This is a genomic window from Mycobacterium sp. ENV421 (assembly GCF_002887815.1).
Classification (GTDB): Bacteria; Actinomycetota; Actinomycetes; order Mycobacteriales; family Mycobacteriaceae; genus Mycobacterium.
Map to the genome: position 1 here is coordinate 1 of NZ_PDHO01000024.1, position 15,296 is coordinate 15,296.

The window sequence follows — 15,296 nt, forward strand, 5'->3', positions numbered from 1 at the left end:
AAGCTGCACAAACTCAGAGAACCGCGCTGCCGCACGGGGACTGAACCCTGGAGAAAAGGCCCCATCCGTAGAGGGTCTTGAACGCGATCGCATCCCGCCACGCCGCCAGTGCGCCCTTGCGCCCGGCGCGCAGGATCCGTTCGGGTTCCAGATCCGCCAGGTCGAAGAACTGTTGCAGCTCCTCGAGCGTGAAGGGCCGTTTCAACGCCCGCGAATCGTCGACCTGTACGTGCTTGGCCCGATTGAACTCGGTGATCACCTGACTGAACACCGTGCCAAACAGCCGACCGCAGTGCTCATTCCAGTCATAGGCAGGATTTGTCGCGTAATCGAGGAACAGCTTCACATCGGTCTGATAGGCCCGCACCGTGCTATGGGCTCGGTTGAGCACGCCGCGCAGATGACCGAAGAAGTCATCGGCATCGGCGGGAGTCCACTGCCACGGGAAGGTGCCCACGAAGTCGGTCATCCGCAGCACCTGGGCTTGGCGTCGGCGGATGGTCTCGGTAGAGGTGCCCTGAGCCAGCTGCGCACGCCGCCAGCCGGTCAGCACGTCCTGCAGGAACGCCTCGGGATCCGGACCCGACGCACCCGCTGGCAAGTACACCAGCCGACCCATCGAATCGTCCATCCAGACCTCCTAACTGAATGCAGATTCTGCACTCAAGATGCAGAACATGCAGAGGAACGATGCAAATTCCCAGCTCGAGCCAGCGGATCATCGCCCGACAACCAACCGGAGCCGCCTCCAGGTCAACCTGCTGGCTCTGCACCCAAAAGAGCCGAAACCTGCTCGGCCGCAACGTCATCGGTCTTGCAGGAGAGCGTTATCCAAAACTGATCTATTCGCATCCGATGCGAATAACCAACTTACAAGTTGACATAATGTGGCTTATCGGCAAAACGTGGACCTGGGCGGAGTCTGAATCCGGCCCACCCGCAACCCGCGTTCCGCTCGCCGGCGCGTGTCGCACACTCGGCCCTGTCCTAGGCACTGCTCGTCGAGAACTGATATCGCCGGTGATACCGAGTTCCCGGCGACAGACAATGCCCGCCCGCCATGCCGCGGTATCCGGTCACAAGCGCTGAGGCGGACCGGCTTCCGCTCGGCCCCGGATTCCAGCCCGGCAGGTCCAATTCGTCACTGTGACGTTTATGCTGCGGCGGGCGGCATAGTCCGACTGGCGGTCCGGCACGGCCCACGCCGGCCAACGCCGCCCGGCGGGCCGATGCCGCCCCCCCTCTCGCGGCAGTATCGCCCGGGTAGCCCTCCTACCCCGCCAGCCCAAGAGGATCATTACGTCACAGTGACGGAACACCGCCACCCGACTCGGACTCCGCATTCGCGAATCGCATTCCCCCGCAACGCCTTCGAGTGGATGAATGAACGGAGCCCCGGCGCGCGCGCCAATCCGACCCCGGACATCCGCGAACGTGCGATCGCACCCGAGCCGCGAAAGGGCTACGCCCCCAATAGAATTCGTCACTGTGACGATTATGTCTGGGTCCGGTTAGAATTCGTCACTGTGAGATCTGCGCCTCGGGGCCAGCGCTGATGCGAGACGTGTGGGGCCGTTGCCTGACCGCAGTGTTGTTCACCGCCTCGGCTGCCGGTCTCGGAGCCCTCGGGACAACCGGCACGGCAACCGCCGATTGCTTCCAACGCGGCGGGTACAACCCGGCCCCCTGCACAACCCCCGCTCCGACAAGCGGCGGAGCGTCGAAGACATCGTCGACCAGCAGCCCGTCCACGCCGGACAATCAGAACGCCGATCAGAACGGGTCCGGCTCGCCGGACAAGGACCAGTCGGAAAGCAGTTCGACCGGGACCACGCCCGCAGATTCCGGGCTGACGGCCTGTCAGAACCAAGGCGCGATGACGACCTCGCTCGGACTGCCAACCGCCACCTGTCGCGCGAGCCAGGGTCCGAACACCCCACCGGACTCCGGCGTGACCGCCTGCCAGAACCAAAGCGCCATGCCCATCGCCATCGGCCTACAGCCCACCACCTGCCGAGCCAGCCAAGGCCCCAACACCCCACCGGACTCCGGCGTGACCGCCTGCCAGAACCAAAGCGCCATGCCCATCGCCATCGGCCTACAGCCCACCACCTGCCGAGCCAGCCAAGGCCCCAACACCCCACCGGACTCCGGCGTGACCGCCTGCCAGAACCAAAGCGCCATGCCCATCGCCATCGGCCTACAGCCCACCACCTGCCGAGCCAGCCAAGGCCCCAACACCCCACCCGATTCCGGCGTGAATGCATGTCAGAACCAAAACGCCATGGCGAATTCGCTCGGTCTTCAGCCGGCGGTCTGTCCGCCCAGTGCACGCGACTGACAAAGGCGCTAAGGCCGAAGGCTGCGCAGCGTGCTCTTCACGAATTTCTTGAGGACCACGTCGCGAGCCGGGCCGTTCTCCCGGGCACTGATGAGAACGGCATGGAGCCCGATGAGGAAGAACGCGGCGCCGTCGTAGGCTTCGACGTCGTCGTAGAGTTCGCCGCGGATACGGGCACGCTCGATCTCGGCGGCCAGCAATACGAACGTCGGGTGTCTGCTCCACTGCTCGTCCTGGGCAAGGGACGGCGAGAAATACAGACTGATGACATCGCGGAACAATGCAGCGCCCCAGCGATTCTCGAGCTCGACGGCGAGCCTGATGATCTCCTCGAGGACGGCTTCCAAATCATGCCGGGTCTCTAGGAATCGACTGAGTTCGTCACCGAGGTAGTCCTCGTCGCGCCGGATCAACTCGAGCAGGACATGCTCTTTGGTCGGGAAGTGGAAATAGAAGGTGCTTCGAGCCACTCCCGCGGCTTCGACGATGGCATTGATGTCGGCCGAACTGGTGCCTGCCCGCTGAAACTCGACGATGGCCGCGTCGAGCACACGCGCACGCGTCCGACGACGCTGGGCTTCGCGGCTCGTCGCAGTCTCTCGCACGGCTCCATTGTGCCGCACACGTTCGCTTCACTGACAGATGTCACCCAAAACTCGGTAAACACCAGGAACTCTCCATAACACCCGCCCTGTTTCGTTGTTATCTGTCAGCGAACGTGCTACAAAAAGTCCGATGAACACACGAGGCCAGCGCATTCTGCTGTGGACCGCGCCGCCGGCGGCAGCTCTGCTCGCCCTGGCCTACGTACTGTTCCCGGTGTTCTCCCCGCCGCTGTCCCCGACCTTGTCCCCCGACGAGGTTGCGGCGTTCTTCCGGGAGAACGCGACGGGTGTGCTCGGCGTCGCGATTCTGTGCAATCTGATCGCCGGTGCCCTGATCCCGCTCTTCGCGGTGACGGCGGTCCAGATTTCGCGGGTCGCGACCTCCAGCGTGGTGCTGACCTACGCCTACATCATCTGCGTCGGCGTCGGGACAACCGCGTTCATCCTGGCCGACTATTGCTGGGGCTTGGCGGCTTTCAGACCTGACCGCGATCCCGAACTGGTCAGCCTGCTCAACGACATGGCCTGGTTCTTCTTCATCGCGCCGGTCGGCACCATCATCGTGCAGAACCTGTGCTTCGCGCTGAGCGTGTACCTCGATGAGCGCCCCGATCCGATCTTCCCCCGCTGGGCGGCGCACTTCAACGTCGCCACCGTTGCGCTCCTGGCTCCGAGCGCGTTTTCGATTCTGGTCAAGACCGGTCCCCTGGCCTGGAACGGCACGCTGTCATTCACGTTGCGGCTGCTGACTTTTGCGGCCTACATCGTGGTGATGTTCGTCGTACTCCTGCGTGCGGTGAATCGGCAGGGCGACGAGCGAGAAGTCCTCGCGTGACACCACGACGCAGGAACCGCAAGCTCGACCAATGGATCACCTTCTGGAGTGTGCCGTTCTTCTTCAACGTGTTCGGGCTGGTCTTCGTGCCGTTGAGCTGGATGATGCCGCCGAGATCACCGAGCGCCCCCGCGTCACAGATCGTCGCATTCATGCAGTCCCACAATCTGCTGATCGCCTGTGTCCTGCTGACACTCACGTTCGGACTCGCGCCGGTATCCAACGCGGTGTATCTCATGCAGATCAAGCGGATGTCGGTCAGCCCGGCGTTCCGGTACACGCTGATGATGGGCGCCATCACCGGCGCCATCGTCGGCATGCTGTTCCCGATGTTCTGCTTCGGCGTGGGCGCCTTTCGCCCGGGCTACAGCCCAGCCGTGCTGTCGATGCTCTACGACTTCGGCTATCTGGCGTTCATCGGATCCCTTGGCTGCTTCTGTGTCATGTGGATGGCGTTCGGGCTGGCCATCCTTCTCGACAAGAACAATGTGCTGCCGAAGTGGCTGGGCTACTACACCGTGTGGCAGTACATGACCGAGCTGATGGCCGCGCCGGTCTGGATCAACAAGTCGGGCCCCTTCGCATGGAACGGGCTGATGACGTTCTGGTTCACCGTGGTGCTGTACGTCTCGTGGCAGATGGTCGTCTACACCTGCATCTACCGGTCGATCAAGAGACAACCCGACACCGAACTCGACAACGCCGACCTGCACACCGCCACAGGTGATCCCCGCGCCGGGGCGACCGTATGACCGACGTCGCCGAAGGACGCTTCGATAACCTCAGCGACCCCAACCCGGACCACGACGCGCGGTGGCACATCCCTGGCGATCCGAGCATGTGGTTCTTCGTCATCGGTGATCTGCTGATCTTCGGTGTCTACTTCATCGGCTACGTCTACTACCGCGGTCAGAACCCGGATCTTTTCCTGGAGAGCCAGGCCCGGCTCAACGTGGACGTCGGCGCGATCAATACCGTTGTGCTGCTGACCAGTTCGTTGTTCGTGGTTCTCGGGACCACCGCAGCACGAGCTGGCAACTCCGCGGACGCGCTGCGCCGGTTCGCCGTCGCGCTGGGCTTGGGTGCTGTGTTCCCGATCCTGAAGATGTTCGAGTGGATTCCGGAGATCACCGCGGGCATCACACCGGGGACCAATCTGTTCTTCATGTTCTACTTCGTGATGACCGGACTGCATCTGTGCCACGTTCTGCTCGGTCTCATCATCCTGTGCTTCGTCATGCGCAACCTGAAAACTGCTGCCCAACCGAAGATCTCGTTCGTCGAGACCGGTGCCACCTACTGGCACATGGTTGATGTTTTGTGGCTGGTCCTGTTCGCCGCGTTCTACTTGATGAGGTGACGATGACGTCGTTGATCCGCAACCCGCTGATCCTCGTGTGGGCGCTGCTGACGGCGGTCACCATCGTGTCGTGGCTGGTCTCGCGCGACGGCGGGGCCGCCCATCAGCTCAATGCGACGGTGACCACCGTCGTGCTCCTGATCGCGGCCGCGAAGGCCCAGCTGGTGATCTGGCATTTCATGGAGGTTCGCCGGGCACCGGTGTGGCTCAAGGCCGTTACCAGCGGTTGGGTGATTGCGGTGTTCGCGGCAATGCTCGGCGTCTACTTCACCGGCGGATAGTGCTGACGGACCGTCACAACTCGGTCCACCACGGCTTGAGATCAAGAGTGAACGAGATGGTCTTCGGTGCCCGGCTGGTGCCGCCGAACCAGCTGTTGATCCGGAACGCAGACAGCTGATTCGGGTGCAGACCCTCGGGAATCGGCTTGTACACCGCCGTGTCTCCGTATTGCACGGTGATGCCCTGGTAATCGGCGTGGAAGGTGAATGTCTGCCCGACGGGTACCGAGATGATCTCGGAGTCGGTCGGCATGATCCTGGCGGTATCGACGTTGTAGTACGGCCCGACCTCGAACATCTGGGTGCTCACGTTGTATCGCCAGGCCACCATGATGGCGTCGGTGTCCGGCCGCAGGAGCGTGAACGAGATGCCGGTGAGCTTGTTCCAGTCGTACTGGTCGACGGTCTGCAAGTCGTAGACGGAGTTCTCGGTGAAGGTGGCATTCCCGGTAACGCGTTTGGCGAAGAACACCATCTGCAGCGGCAGCGCCAGGTGGGTGTTCTTGACGATGACGATCCGGTTGCGTAGCGGATGTCGGGCCGACGACGCGGCGGCCGCCGGTTGACGAGCCGTCGCGACCTGTCGTTTCACGTTGCTGGGGGCCACTCGAGGGGCCGCCGGCCCGCGCGTCGGCGTGGTCTTGTGGTCACGCGCGCTGGTCGCACTGTGCGCGGTTGTCCTGTCGGAGGAACCGGCCGGCGCCGCCGACGCGGGCTGCGCGCCCCCGATCCCCATGGCCAGCCAGATCCCGAATCCGACCGCCAGGCCACCCAGAATCCCCGTCAACCGCACCCCCGGCATCAGCAAAGCGTAGCCATGCGTGATGGGCACCGGGCGTTGTTTGCTGAGATCTCATGCCCGGCAATGTGATCCGAAGGTCGGTTATCCGCGTTTACCCGACCGCGGCTTCGAGGACATGTTCAGTTCAACCGCAGACCGGATGAGGGCCGCCAACGCACGCTCGTCGATGACATCGCCGTCGTGGAAATCGATCGCCCGCCGGGTGTTCCCCTCGAGGCTCGAATTGAACAGACCCGAGGGGTCCGGCAGTGCGGCACCTTTGGCGAATGTCATCTTGACCGCGGTCTTGTACGTCTCGCCCGTGCAGATCATTCCGGCGTGCGACCACACCGGAACGCCCCGCCACTTCCACTCCTCGAACACCTCAGGATCGGCCTGCTTGATGACGGCGCGGATCCGGGCGAGTGTCTCGCCTCGCCAATCGTCGAATTCGGCAATTCGTGCGTCGATTCGCTGTGAAGCGGTGATGTCGTCGTCGGCCATATCGTCATCATGGCCGCACCGACCGCGATTTTGTATTCGCCAGTCACAGAGAGTATCTTTTCCCGCGGCCCAGAATCGTTTCGGAAAGCTTGAAGATGCGTACTCATTACAGAACTCGCGGCTTTTCCACTCGTCCGCAACGGGGTCTTCGCACCCACCAGGTACTTCGGCCGATGGCCGGTCAGTGCTTCGAGATCGATATTCGGTTCGAGAGCAACCGGTGGCTTGTCCGGATCCCCGAAATCAACGATTCCACCGAGGCGACGGCGCGCGACAAGGTCGAGCTGGCTGCGCGCGAATGCATCGCCGCCCGCACCGGCATCCCCATCGGCTACATCTCGGTCTGGGTCCGCGACTGACCGCAATCCCCGCAATCACGTTGCCTCGCAACGGTTGAGTGCAGCCTGTCAGATCGTGACGGGTCGGAACAGCGGGATCCACACTCGGGTGTCCTCGCCGCCGGACAACCCGGTCCAATCTTCGAAGAACACCTCCACCTCGAGCCCGATGCGCATGTCCGCCGGCTCGACGTCCACCACATTGGTGATCAGCCGAACCCCTGGATCCTCGGCGATTTCGACGATCGCCACGATGTAGGGCGGCTCGAAACCCGGAATCCAGGGTTGCCGGTCGACGCTGAACGCCGCAACGGTGGCTCGCCCGGAGACCTTCTCCGGTGCGACATCGGTGCTGCGGCAACGCCAGCAGGCCGGCCCGGGCGGATGAAAGAAATGGCCGCACGCGTGGCAGCGGCTGATCAGGAGGTGGCCGTCGCGGCCGCCGGTCCAGAATGCCTCCGACTCCGGCGTTGGGCTGGGCGCGAGCCGTAGCCCTGGTCGTTGATAGCTCATCGGCTGCTCACCAACATCGAGCCCGCGACGGGACCGCCGCCGACACCGATCGCGACGACCTCAGGAGTGCGCGGAGCTTGTCGTTCGCCGCCCTCGCCCCACAACTGCACACAGGCCTCGTGCAGGAAGCCCATGCCGTGCAGCCGTCCTCCCGACAACTGCCCGCCGCTGGTGTTGAGTGGCAGCTGCCCGTCGAGGGCGATTCGGTCACCGTCCTGGATGAACTCACCGACCCGGCCGTGTTCGCAGAATCCCAACGCCTCCAACCACATCACCGTCAGGAAGCTGAAGCCGTCGTACAGCTGGGCCATGTCGACATCACGCGGCCGTAGCCCGGTGTGCTCCCACAGAGTGGCGGCCGAATCGTGGGCCGCCATCGTGGTGAGGTCGAAACGTTGTTCCCACGTTGGCCGTTCGAACATTCCCGGCCCGACCGACTCGACGGTCAACGGGTGGCGGGGCAAACCGCCGCAGGCGTCCCTGCGGGAGACGATGACCGCGGTCGCCCCATCGCAGGGCACGTCACAGTCGTAGAGGCACAAGGGTTCCGAGATCATCCGCGCGGACAGATAATCCTCCATTGTGAGCGGGTCCCGGTAGACGGCGTCGGGATTGCGGCCGGCGTTGCGCCGGGCATTGAGCGCGATCGCACCGAGTTGTTGACGGGTGAGCCCGAAGTCGTGCATGTATCGCTGCGCCGGCATCGCCAGCCAGTTGGCCGCCGACAGCGCCCCGAACGGCGCGGTCCACTCCATCTGCGGTGGCAGCTTGCCGCCCCCGCCGAGCAGCACCGACGCGTGGCCGCCGCCTGCCTGCTGCGCGGCGGTGGACTCCCACACCGAGCGAAATACCACAACGTGGTTGGCCAGACCGAGGGTGACGGCCATACAGGCTTCGATCACCGGTCCGATCTGGCCCGCCGTCTCCAACCCGGACATGTACCACCTGCTTCGCAGGCCCAGCGCGGTACGCACTTCGGTGACGTTGGCGCCGGAGAAGCCCGGGTTGGCGGCGACCGCGCCCGGGTAGCTGGCGATGCCGTCGACGTCCTCGACATCGAGCCCGGCGTCGGTGATCGCGCGCAGGACCGCTTCGATCGTCAGCTCCAGCCCGGTGCGGCCCAGTCGGCGACCGACCTGTGACTTGCCCGCGCCGGTGATCACGGCCTTGCCGTCGAACGGGCCGCGGTTCACCGGGTCCTCGTCTCCATCTGGGCGGCAACAAGATCCGCGAGACGCGCGACTTCGGCCTGGAGACTTTCGATGTGCGCCACGGTGGCCGCCTGCTGAGCACTGTCCTGCGCCGAGACACGCTGCACGATCCAGCTCGCGATCGTGGCGGTGATCGCACCGACCATGCTGATCCCGCCGATCATCAGAAGTGCCGCGACAATTCTGCCCAGCACGGTCACCGGGTAGAGGTCACCGTAGCCGACCGTGGTGATCGTGGTGACCGACCACCACACGGCGTCGCCAAAACTCGTGATGTTGGCTCCCGGAGCGGGCCGTTCGACCTGCAACACCGCCAGCGACGCGGCATAGACCAGCAGGACGGCGCTGAACGCGGTGTAGGCCACCACACGACCGCGGATGGCGTCACCGACGGCCCGCTGCAAGGCCCCCACCAGGGCGACCAGGCGCAGCAACAGCAGCGGGCCCATCAACGGCAACACGACGACCACCAGGTCCAGCACGTGGCGGAAGAACCACCGCGCGCGCTGCTCGGCCAGAGTCAGGCGCGCCACGTAGTCGACCACGAACGGCAGATACAGCAGGAAGAGCAGCCCGTGGATGATGTGCATGTTCAAGCCCTGCGGCCGGCCCAGCACCTTGACCGAGAACAGTGCGAGGAACGCCGCCGCGCACGCCGCGAGCGGCCACTCGGCCAGTGCCTCCCACCGCTGTAGCCTCGACTCAGGAACCGCTGTCTCGTCCTGTGTTTCGCGTTCGACCACGGTCACGAACTGCGAGCCTCCTCTTGATCGCGCACCACCTGTTTGGCCCGCATGGTCTGGTCGGTCAGCCCGAGCGCGATCAGCACGTCGACGGCGGTGATCACCAGTCCCCAGTAGTACATCCACCGGACGGTCGGGTCGGGTTGCGCGGCGAAGTACACCACCAAAAATATCGGGCCGACGATGCCGAACACGAGGCACATCGCCTGCACTTTGAGGTACACCAGGAACGTCTCCATCGTCACTGCTCGCCGCGGGCGACCGGCCGGCCGGGCTCCGAACTCCATTGCGACCACGAGCCCGGGAACAGTGCGGCCTGACGGCCCGCGGCGGTCAATGCGGCGACGGCCACCGCCGCGGTGATGCCCGATCCGCAGTACACACCGATCGGTGCCTCGGGGCCGACGTCGCAGGCGGCCAGTAGCTCGTCCAGGGCGCTGTCGCTGATGAAGCTCTGATCCCCGGTCAGCAGTCCCGTACTCGGCAGGTTGCGCGCCCCGGGGATGTGCCCGGCCACCGCGTCGACCGGTTCCACCTCACCGCGGAAGCGGTCCGGCGCGCGGGCATCCAGCAACGGCCCGCTGCCGACCTCGTCGGCGGTCAAGGTGGGCAGCGCACCCGCGTACAGATCGTCGTGGGCCACCGTGACGTCGCCCGGAGGTGGTTCGACCGGGCCGGTGTCGACATGCCCACCGGCCGCTTTCCAGGCCGCCCAGCCGCCGTCGAGAATGCGGACGTCCGGGATGCCCGCCGCCGTCAGCACCCACCAGGCCCGTGCCGAGCCGGCCCGGTTCCAGTCGTCGTAGACCACCACGGTCTGCCCCGCGCGGATCCCCCACCGACGCGCGGCGGCCTGCACCGCAGGTCCGGACGGCAGCGGGTGTCGTCCGCGGCCGGGCACCGTGTGGTCGCTCAGGTCGTCGTCGAGCGATACATACACCGCGCCCGGAACGTGGCCCTGCAGGTAGTGCTGTCGCCCGTCCGGCTCGCTCAAGGTCCACCGCACGTCGAGAACGGTCACCGGATCACCGGCTGCCAATCGATTGACCAGCGCTTCAGCGGTGATCAGTACGTCAGCGCGCCCAGTCATCGAGTCTCCCCGTTCGTCGTCGGTCGGCACCGATGATCATGCCCTCGCGCGCGCGTCGACGCAGGCACCAGGTGGTCAACCTGAGAAGAAGCTGAAATCGAGTAGTGCACTACGCGTGCGCACGTCGATATCGGCCCGATAACTTTGCTACAGCATCAGACGACACACGGGTTCCGACGGGGGGCGCCGGAATCGCCTGATGGTTCGCACCACGGCTATGGGGGGTGTGGTGCGAACGCCAGGCGGCGCTGGGGAAGGTCATCGAGCCTTCCCCGGCGTCCGTGGTTTTCTCGGACGTCCTCGTCCGGTAGCCGACGGTAGGGTCGGCCGGATGACGTCTCCAGCGGCATTCACCGCCGACGGCCGGCCTCGCGCTCGTGGACTGGACATCCCGCTCGCCGGCGAACCAGGCCCACTCAACGCCATCACCGATGTGGCCGGCGTCGAGGTCGGTGTGACCACCCTGCTGGCCGGCGACGGAGAGCTGATCGTGGGAAGCGGCCCGGTGCGCACCGGCGTCACCGCGATCCTGCCCCGCGGCCGGGCCGGCCTCGGCAGGCCATGCGCCGCGGGTTGGTTCTCCCTCAACGGCAACGGCGAGATGACCGGCACCACCTGGATCGAGGAGTCCGGCGCCTTCAATCTTCCTGTGCTGCTGTCGAATACGCATGCCGTCGGTGCCTGTCACGCGGGTGTGATCTCCTGGGTCAACCGGATCGATCCGGTGCTGGCCCGTCAGTGGCTGCTGCCGGTGTGCGCCGAGACGTGGGACGGCTACCTCAATGACATCAACGGCGGGCATGTGCGCCCCGAACACGCCGAAGCGGCACTGGACCACGCCACCGGCGGCCCGGTGGCGGAGGGGTCGGTCGGTGGCGGCACCGGGATGAATTGCTATGAGTTCAAGGGCGGCAACGGAACTGCGTCCCGGCTGGTGCGGTACGGCAGTCACACCTTTACCGTGGGCGCCTTTGTCCAGGCGAATTTCGGTGCGCGCCATGAACTCACCGTGTCCGGACGTCTCGTCGGCCCGCACTTGGATGTCGAGAATCCGCTCGACGGCGACTGGTTCGAGCGCGACCTCACCCGGCCGCCGCCCGGAGCCGGTTCGGTGATCGTCGTGATCGCCACCGACGCACCGCTGCTACCCGGGCAGTGCAAGGCACTGGCCCGACGGGTGCCGCTCGGGCTGGCCCGCACCGGCACCACCGGCAGCCACTTCTCCGGAGACATCTTCCTGGCGTTCTCGACCGCCGACGCACCGGATCTGGCCAGCCGGTTCCCCGTCGGCCCAGTCGGCGACGACGAATTCGGCCACCTGCGGTTCCTGCCGTGGGGCCGGATGGACGACTTCTATGCCGCGGTCGTGCACAGCGTGGAGGAGGCCGTCCTCAATGCGTTGGTGGTCAACGCCGACATGGTCGGTCGCGACGGGCATCGCTCCCCCGCACTCCCGCACGACCGCCTGCGCGCGCTGCTGTGACTCAGACGTTAAGCGTCGGGATCGTGTCAGGTTTGCTGAAGTCGATCTGAGCCGCCGGGTTGGCGATCGCGGTGACCAGACCCGTCGCAAACGGGCCGGCGTCGTCGAACAGCGTCCCGGCACCGACCGAGATGCCGTCCGACGTCCAGTGCGAATCGCCCTGCACCCCAATGTGTTCCGACTGCGGCAATCGGGAGAGCGCGACGGTGAGATCACCGTTGATGTAGCCGATGCCCTTGGTGCCGAGGTTACTGACCAGGCTGGTGGCCTCGGCCACGACGACGGTGCGGACGAACGGCGTGATGTCGTGACCGGCGACCACATCGATCGGGCAGTGGTAGACGCGCTTGCGTGAGGTGTTCTGGTGCGCGCCTCCGTCGGCGAGCCAGCCGACATCGTCACTGCCGATGAAGTAGCCGTGCCGGTCGCCACCGGTCGGCGGGGTGAACTCGGCGTGGGCCATCCACTCTTCGCCGGGCGGCGGTTCGGACAGCCGGTACTGCACCATCGTCGCCCGCGCGACGATCGCCTCGCCCTGAAGGACGTCGCATTCCGAGTTTCGAATCCGCCTGCCGTCACGAATCAGCCGGACACGCACCGTCGTCGGCACCCGGCGTGCCGCCTTGAACAGGTCAACGGTGAGCCGGGCCGGCAGGAACTCGGGCAGGCCGAACCGCTGCTCGAGGGTGAACGCGGCCAGGCTGACCACAGCGGGCCCGTTGAGCATGTCGTCACCCCAGCGGCTGCGGGCATTCTCCGTCGGATGGAAGTTGCCGTCGGGATCGGAAATGAAATGCGCCGGTCGGGTGGCCATCCGGGCATCCTCGCACAGCCCCCTCCGGCGTCCGGCACTCGGTGGTTAGCCCGCATAATCAACTCGTGCGCGACCTCCAAGCCCCCCATGCCGGCGCCGGGTATCACCGGCCGGGGCCGCTCGTGGCCACACTGAGCGTCGTCGCCCTGACCGTCGCGGTGTTGCAGACCGGCGTCGTGCCGGTCCTGGGTGTGATGGCCCGACAGCTGCATGCGTCCCCGGTCGACGTCAGCTGGGCTGTCACGGCCAACCTTCTCGCGGCGGCGGCGACCACTCCCCTCATCGGTCGCCTTGCCGATCTGTACAGCAAAAAGGGGGTGCTGCTGGCGGTCCTGGGGATCGTGCTCGCCGGCTCGCTGCTGGCCGCGCTGACGTCCTCGCTTCCGCTGCTGATCACCGCGCGGGTGTTGCAGGGCGCGTCGTACTCGCTGTACCCGATCGGGGTGTCCATCCTGCGCGAGGAGCTGCCCCCCGACCGCCTCATGCGGGCGATGGCGGTGCTGTCCGGCTCGCTCGGATTCGGCGGCGGCATGGGCCTGGTCGTCACCGGGCTGTTGATGCGCGGTGACGCCGGCTATCACCGGGTGTTCTGGTTGACGACGGTGTTCACGGTGCTGGTGATCATCGCCGTGCTGGCCGTCCTGCCGACCCGCCCGCGAAGTTCGGCGGGGACCGTCGATTGGGGCGGTGCGGCCGGGCTGGCGTTGGGTCTGTCCGCGGTGCTGCTGGCGATCACCCAGGGTCACGGCTGGGGCTGGGTATCGGCACGCACGGTCGGCTGCCTGGCCGCGGGGCTGGCGGTGCTGAGCGCCTGGTGGTGGTGGGAGCGACGCAGCCCGCACCCCTTGGTGTCGACGGCGATGCTGTCGCGCCGCCCGATCCTGTTGACCAATCTCGCGACGATCCTGGTCGGAATGGGCCTGTATTTCGCGTTCCTCGGGCTGACCGACTTCGTCCAGGCGCCCGCCGGTAGCGGCTACGGCTTCGGCGCGACGGTGCTCGGGGCCAGCGTCGTGTTCTTGCTGCCCGGCGCTCTCGCCGGGTTCCTGACCGCGGTGGCCAGCGGCCGCTACATCGACCGCTTCGGTGCCCGCGCGGTGTTGATGGTGGGCGCCGCGGCCGGCGTCCTCGGGTTCGTACTGCTTGCCGTCCTGCACCACCAGCCGTGGCAGGTGATCATGGCCGGCGTACTGGCCAACGCCTACATCAGCCTGGCCTACGGGGCATTGCCTGCCCTGGTTGTGCGCGAGGTCGACGCAGGCGAAACCGGGGTCGCCACAAGCATGAACGCCATCGCGCGCACCGTCGGCAGTTCGATCGCCGCCGCGATCGTCGCGGTCCTGCTGGGCCGGTCGGACCACGGCCACATCCCGGAGAGCAGCTTCACGGTGATCTTCGCCCTCGGCGCGATCACTGCTGCCGCCGCGATGCTGCTGATCGCGATCACCCGACCGAAGCTGCGGGTCGCCTCGACCGAGGACGTCACCGAGTCGCGCGCGATGAACCACGAATGGGGCTGAGCTACCCGGGCTGAACCGGCGTCGGTGTGTCACGCGTGCCGGCGCGGGCGGCCCCGATCCCGGCGGCGACGACGAAGCCGACACCGACGATCGCCCACGAGTTGGGCACCTGGTGAACGACGACGAACCCGATCAACAGAGCCAGCGCCGGCTCCAGGCTCATCAGCGTCCCGAAGGCCGCGGTGTTCAGGCGGCGTAATGCCATCAACTCGAGGACGAACGGCGCAATCGGCAGCAACAGGGCCAAGCCGAGGCCGATCAGGATCATGTCCGGCGTCATCCGCGGCAGCACCGCCCAGCCGACCGCCGCGGTGACAGTGACCGCGGCCACCGGCATCGACACCCCGAGACCCTGCAGCCCGCTCACCCGGTCGCCGACGCGCTGGGTCAGCAGGATGTAGGCCGCCCAGCAGGCTGCGGCGCCCAGCGCGAACGCCACCCCCACCACGTCGATCGCACCTTGCGCCGGCTGGGTCAGCGCCGCGACGCCGACAGCGGCCAGCGCCGGCCACACCCAGCGGCCCCGCCCGCGGCCGCTGACGACCGCCACGGCCAACGGTCCGAGAAACTCCAGGGCACTGGCCGTCCCCATCGGGATGCGCGCCAACGCCGCCATGAACAACATCGTGGTCAACGCGGTCACCAGCCCCAGCAGCACGCAGATCCCGAACGTGGCTCGGGTGAACGCCGAGGGCCGCGGGCGCACGAGCACCAGCAGCAGCACTCCGGCCCAGGCCACCCGCAGCCACGCGGCGCCTTCGGCCCCGATCCGCCCGATCAGGCCGATCGCCACCGCAAGCCCGAGCTGGACGCACACCATCGCGGCCACTGCCAGGGCAGCACCCACGCGGGCCGGATGTCCGGTCATGGCTCGCAT

The 15,296-nt window shown here is 66.3% G+C and carries 19 protein-coding genes; 7 read left to right on the forward strand and 12 right to left on the reverse strand.

Features of this window, described 5'->3' with window-relative positions:
- Positions 1–13: 13 nt before the first annotated feature.
- The 3 genes from CRM90_RS22490 to CRM90_RS22500 all read right to left on the reverse strand — a co-directional run bounded on the left by CRM90_RS22490 (position 14) and on the right by CRM90_RS22500 (position 2,964).
- Entirely contained in the window at positions 14–631 is a 618-nt protein-coding gene (locus CRM90_RS22490; RefSeq protein ID WP_199190003.1) for a site-specific integrase, read from the reverse strand.
- Between the two features lie 1,229 nt (positions 632–1,860).
- Positions 1,861–2,184, reverse strand: a complete 324-nt coding sequence (locus tag CRM90_RS22495; RefSeq protein ID WP_199190004.1) for a hypothetical protein — start codon at positions 2,182–2,184, stop codon at positions 1,861–1,863.
- Positions 2,185–2,349: 165 nt separating this feature from the next.
- Positions 2,350–2,964, reverse strand: coding sequence for a TetR/AcrR family transcriptional regulator (locus tag CRM90_RS22500; protein WP_102809155.1), 615 nt, complete (start codon positions 2,962–2,964; stop codon positions 2,350–2,352).
- Positions 2,965–3,076: 112 nt separating this feature from the next.
- Here CRM90_RS22500 and CRM90_RS22505 point away from each other — a divergent pair, with 112 nt between their 5' ends.
- From CRM90_RS22505 to CRM90_RS22520, 4 genes are read left to right on the forward strand one after another with little or no spacing between them, the layout of a single operon-like run.
- Complete coding sequence (locus tag CRM90_RS22505) at positions 3,077–3,781, forward strand: hypothetical protein (RefSeq protein ID WP_102809156.1); 705 nt, start codon at positions 3,077–3,079, stop codon at positions 3,779–3,781.
- Positions 3,778–4,533 (forward strand): hypothetical protein, encoded by a 756-nt coding sequence (locus CRM90_RS22510; protein WP_102809157.1) that lies wholly within the window; start codon positions 3,778–3,780, stop codon positions 4,531–4,533. Before CRM90_RS22505 ends, CRM90_RS22510 begins: the two co-directional genes overlap by 4 nt.
- A complete protein-coding gene (locus tag CRM90_RS22515) occupies positions 4,530–5,141 on the forward strand; it encodes a cytochrome c oxidase subunit 3 family protein (protein WP_102809158.1) in 612 nt (203 codons plus the stop codon). Before CRM90_RS22510 ends, CRM90_RS22515 begins: the two co-directional genes overlap by 4 nt.
- 2 nt (positions 5,142–5,143) lie before the next feature.
- The gene (locus tag CRM90_RS22520) at positions 5,144–5,422 is read left to right on the forward strand and encodes a cytochrome C oxidase subunit IV family protein (protein ID WP_102809159.1); all 279 of its coding nucleotides are present in this window, start codon (positions 5,144–5,146) and stop codon (positions 5,420–5,422) included.
- A 13-nt stretch (positions 5,423–5,435) separates the two neighbouring features.
- Here the strand turns inward: CRM90_RS22520 and CRM90_RS22525 are convergent, their stop codons facing one another.
- Positions 5,436–6,224: a hypothetical protein gene (locus tag CRM90_RS22525; RefSeq protein ID WP_142391429.1), complete on the reverse strand. Its 789-nt coding sequence runs from the start codon at positions 6,222–6,224 to the stop codon at positions 5,436–5,438.
- An 81-nt stretch (positions 6,225–6,305) separates the two neighbouring features.
- Positions 6,306–6,707: a DUF1801 domain-containing protein gene (locus CRM90_RS22530; RefSeq protein WP_102809161.1), complete on the reverse strand. Its 402-nt coding sequence runs from the start codon at positions 6,705–6,707 to the stop codon at positions 6,306–6,308.
- Positions 6,708–6,880: 173 nt separating this feature from the next.
- Between CRM90_RS22530 and CRM90_RS22535 the strand changes: the two genes are divergently transcribed.
- A complete protein-coding gene (locus CRM90_RS22535; RefSeq protein ID WP_102809162.1) occupies positions 6,881–7,066 on the forward strand; it encodes a long chain fatty acid-CoA synthetase Faa4p in 186 nt (61 codons plus the stop codon).
- Between the two features lie 48 nt (positions 7,067–7,114).
- Here the strand turns inward: CRM90_RS22535 and CRM90_RS22540 are convergent, their stop codons facing one another.
- The 5 genes from CRM90_RS22540 to CRM90_RS22560 are packed head-to-tail and all read right to left on the reverse strand — an operon-like array spanning position 7,115 to position 10,602.
- Complete coding sequence (locus CRM90_RS22540; RefSeq protein ID WP_102809163.1) at positions 7,115–7,558, reverse strand: Zn-ribbon domain-containing OB-fold protein; 444 nt, start codon at positions 7,556–7,558, stop codon at positions 7,115–7,117.
- The gene (locus CRM90_RS22545; RefSeq protein WP_102809164.1) at positions 7,555–8,751 is read right to left on the reverse strand and encodes a thiolase family protein; all 1,197 of its coding nucleotides are present in this window, start codon (positions 8,749–8,751) and stop codon (positions 7,555–7,557) included. Before CRM90_RS22545 ends, CRM90_RS22540 begins: the two co-directional genes overlap by 4 nt.
- Positions 8,748–9,518 (reverse strand): potassium channel family protein, encoded by a 771-nt coding sequence (locus tag CRM90_RS22550; RefSeq protein WP_502693304.1) that lies wholly within the window; start codon positions 9,516–9,518, stop codon positions 8,748–8,750. Before CRM90_RS22550 ends, CRM90_RS22545 begins: the two co-directional genes overlap by 4 nt.
- Positions 9,515–9,751, reverse strand: coding sequence for a hypothetical protein (locus tag CRM90_RS22555; protein ID WP_102809165.1), 237 nt, complete (start codon positions 9,749–9,751; stop codon positions 9,515–9,517). Before CRM90_RS22555 ends, CRM90_RS22550 begins: the two co-directional genes overlap by 4 nt.
- Positions 9,752–9,753: 2 nt before the next feature.
- Positions 9,754–10,602 (reverse strand): sulfurtransferase, encoded by an 849-nt coding sequence (locus CRM90_RS22560; RefSeq protein WP_102809217.1) that lies wholly within the window; start codon positions 10,600–10,602, stop codon positions 9,754–9,756.
- A gap of 331 nt (positions 10,603–10,933) precedes the next feature.
- Between CRM90_RS22560 and CRM90_RS22565 the strand changes: the two genes are divergently transcribed.
- Complete coding sequence (locus CRM90_RS22565; RefSeq protein WP_102809166.1) at positions 10,934–12,085, forward strand: DmpA family aminopeptidase; 1,152 nt, start codon at positions 10,934–10,936, stop codon at positions 12,083–12,085.
- Between the two features lies 1 nt (position 12,086).
- Here CRM90_RS22565 and CRM90_RS22570 read toward each other — a convergent pair whose 3' ends face one another.
- Positions 12,087–12,899, reverse strand: a complete 813-nt coding sequence (locus tag CRM90_RS22570; RefSeq protein WP_102809167.1) for an acyl-CoA thioesterase domain-containing protein — start codon at positions 12,897–12,899, stop codon at positions 12,087–12,089.
- 65 nt (positions 12,900–12,964) lie between these two features.
- On the opposite strand from CRM90_RS22570, the gene CRM90_RS22575 reads away from it, so the two are divergent.
- Entirely contained in the window at positions 12,965–14,419 is a 1,455-nt protein-coding gene (locus tag CRM90_RS22575; RefSeq protein WP_102809168.1) for an MFS transporter, read from the forward strand.
- Between the two features lies 1 nt (position 14,420).
- Here the strand turns inward: CRM90_RS22575 and CRM90_RS22580 are convergent, their stop codons facing one another.
- A complete protein-coding gene (locus tag CRM90_RS22580) occupies positions 14,421–15,287 on the reverse strand; it encodes an EamA family transporter (RefSeq protein WP_102809169.1) in 867 nt (288 codons plus the stop codon).
- Positions 15,288–15,296: the final 9 nt, after the last annotated feature.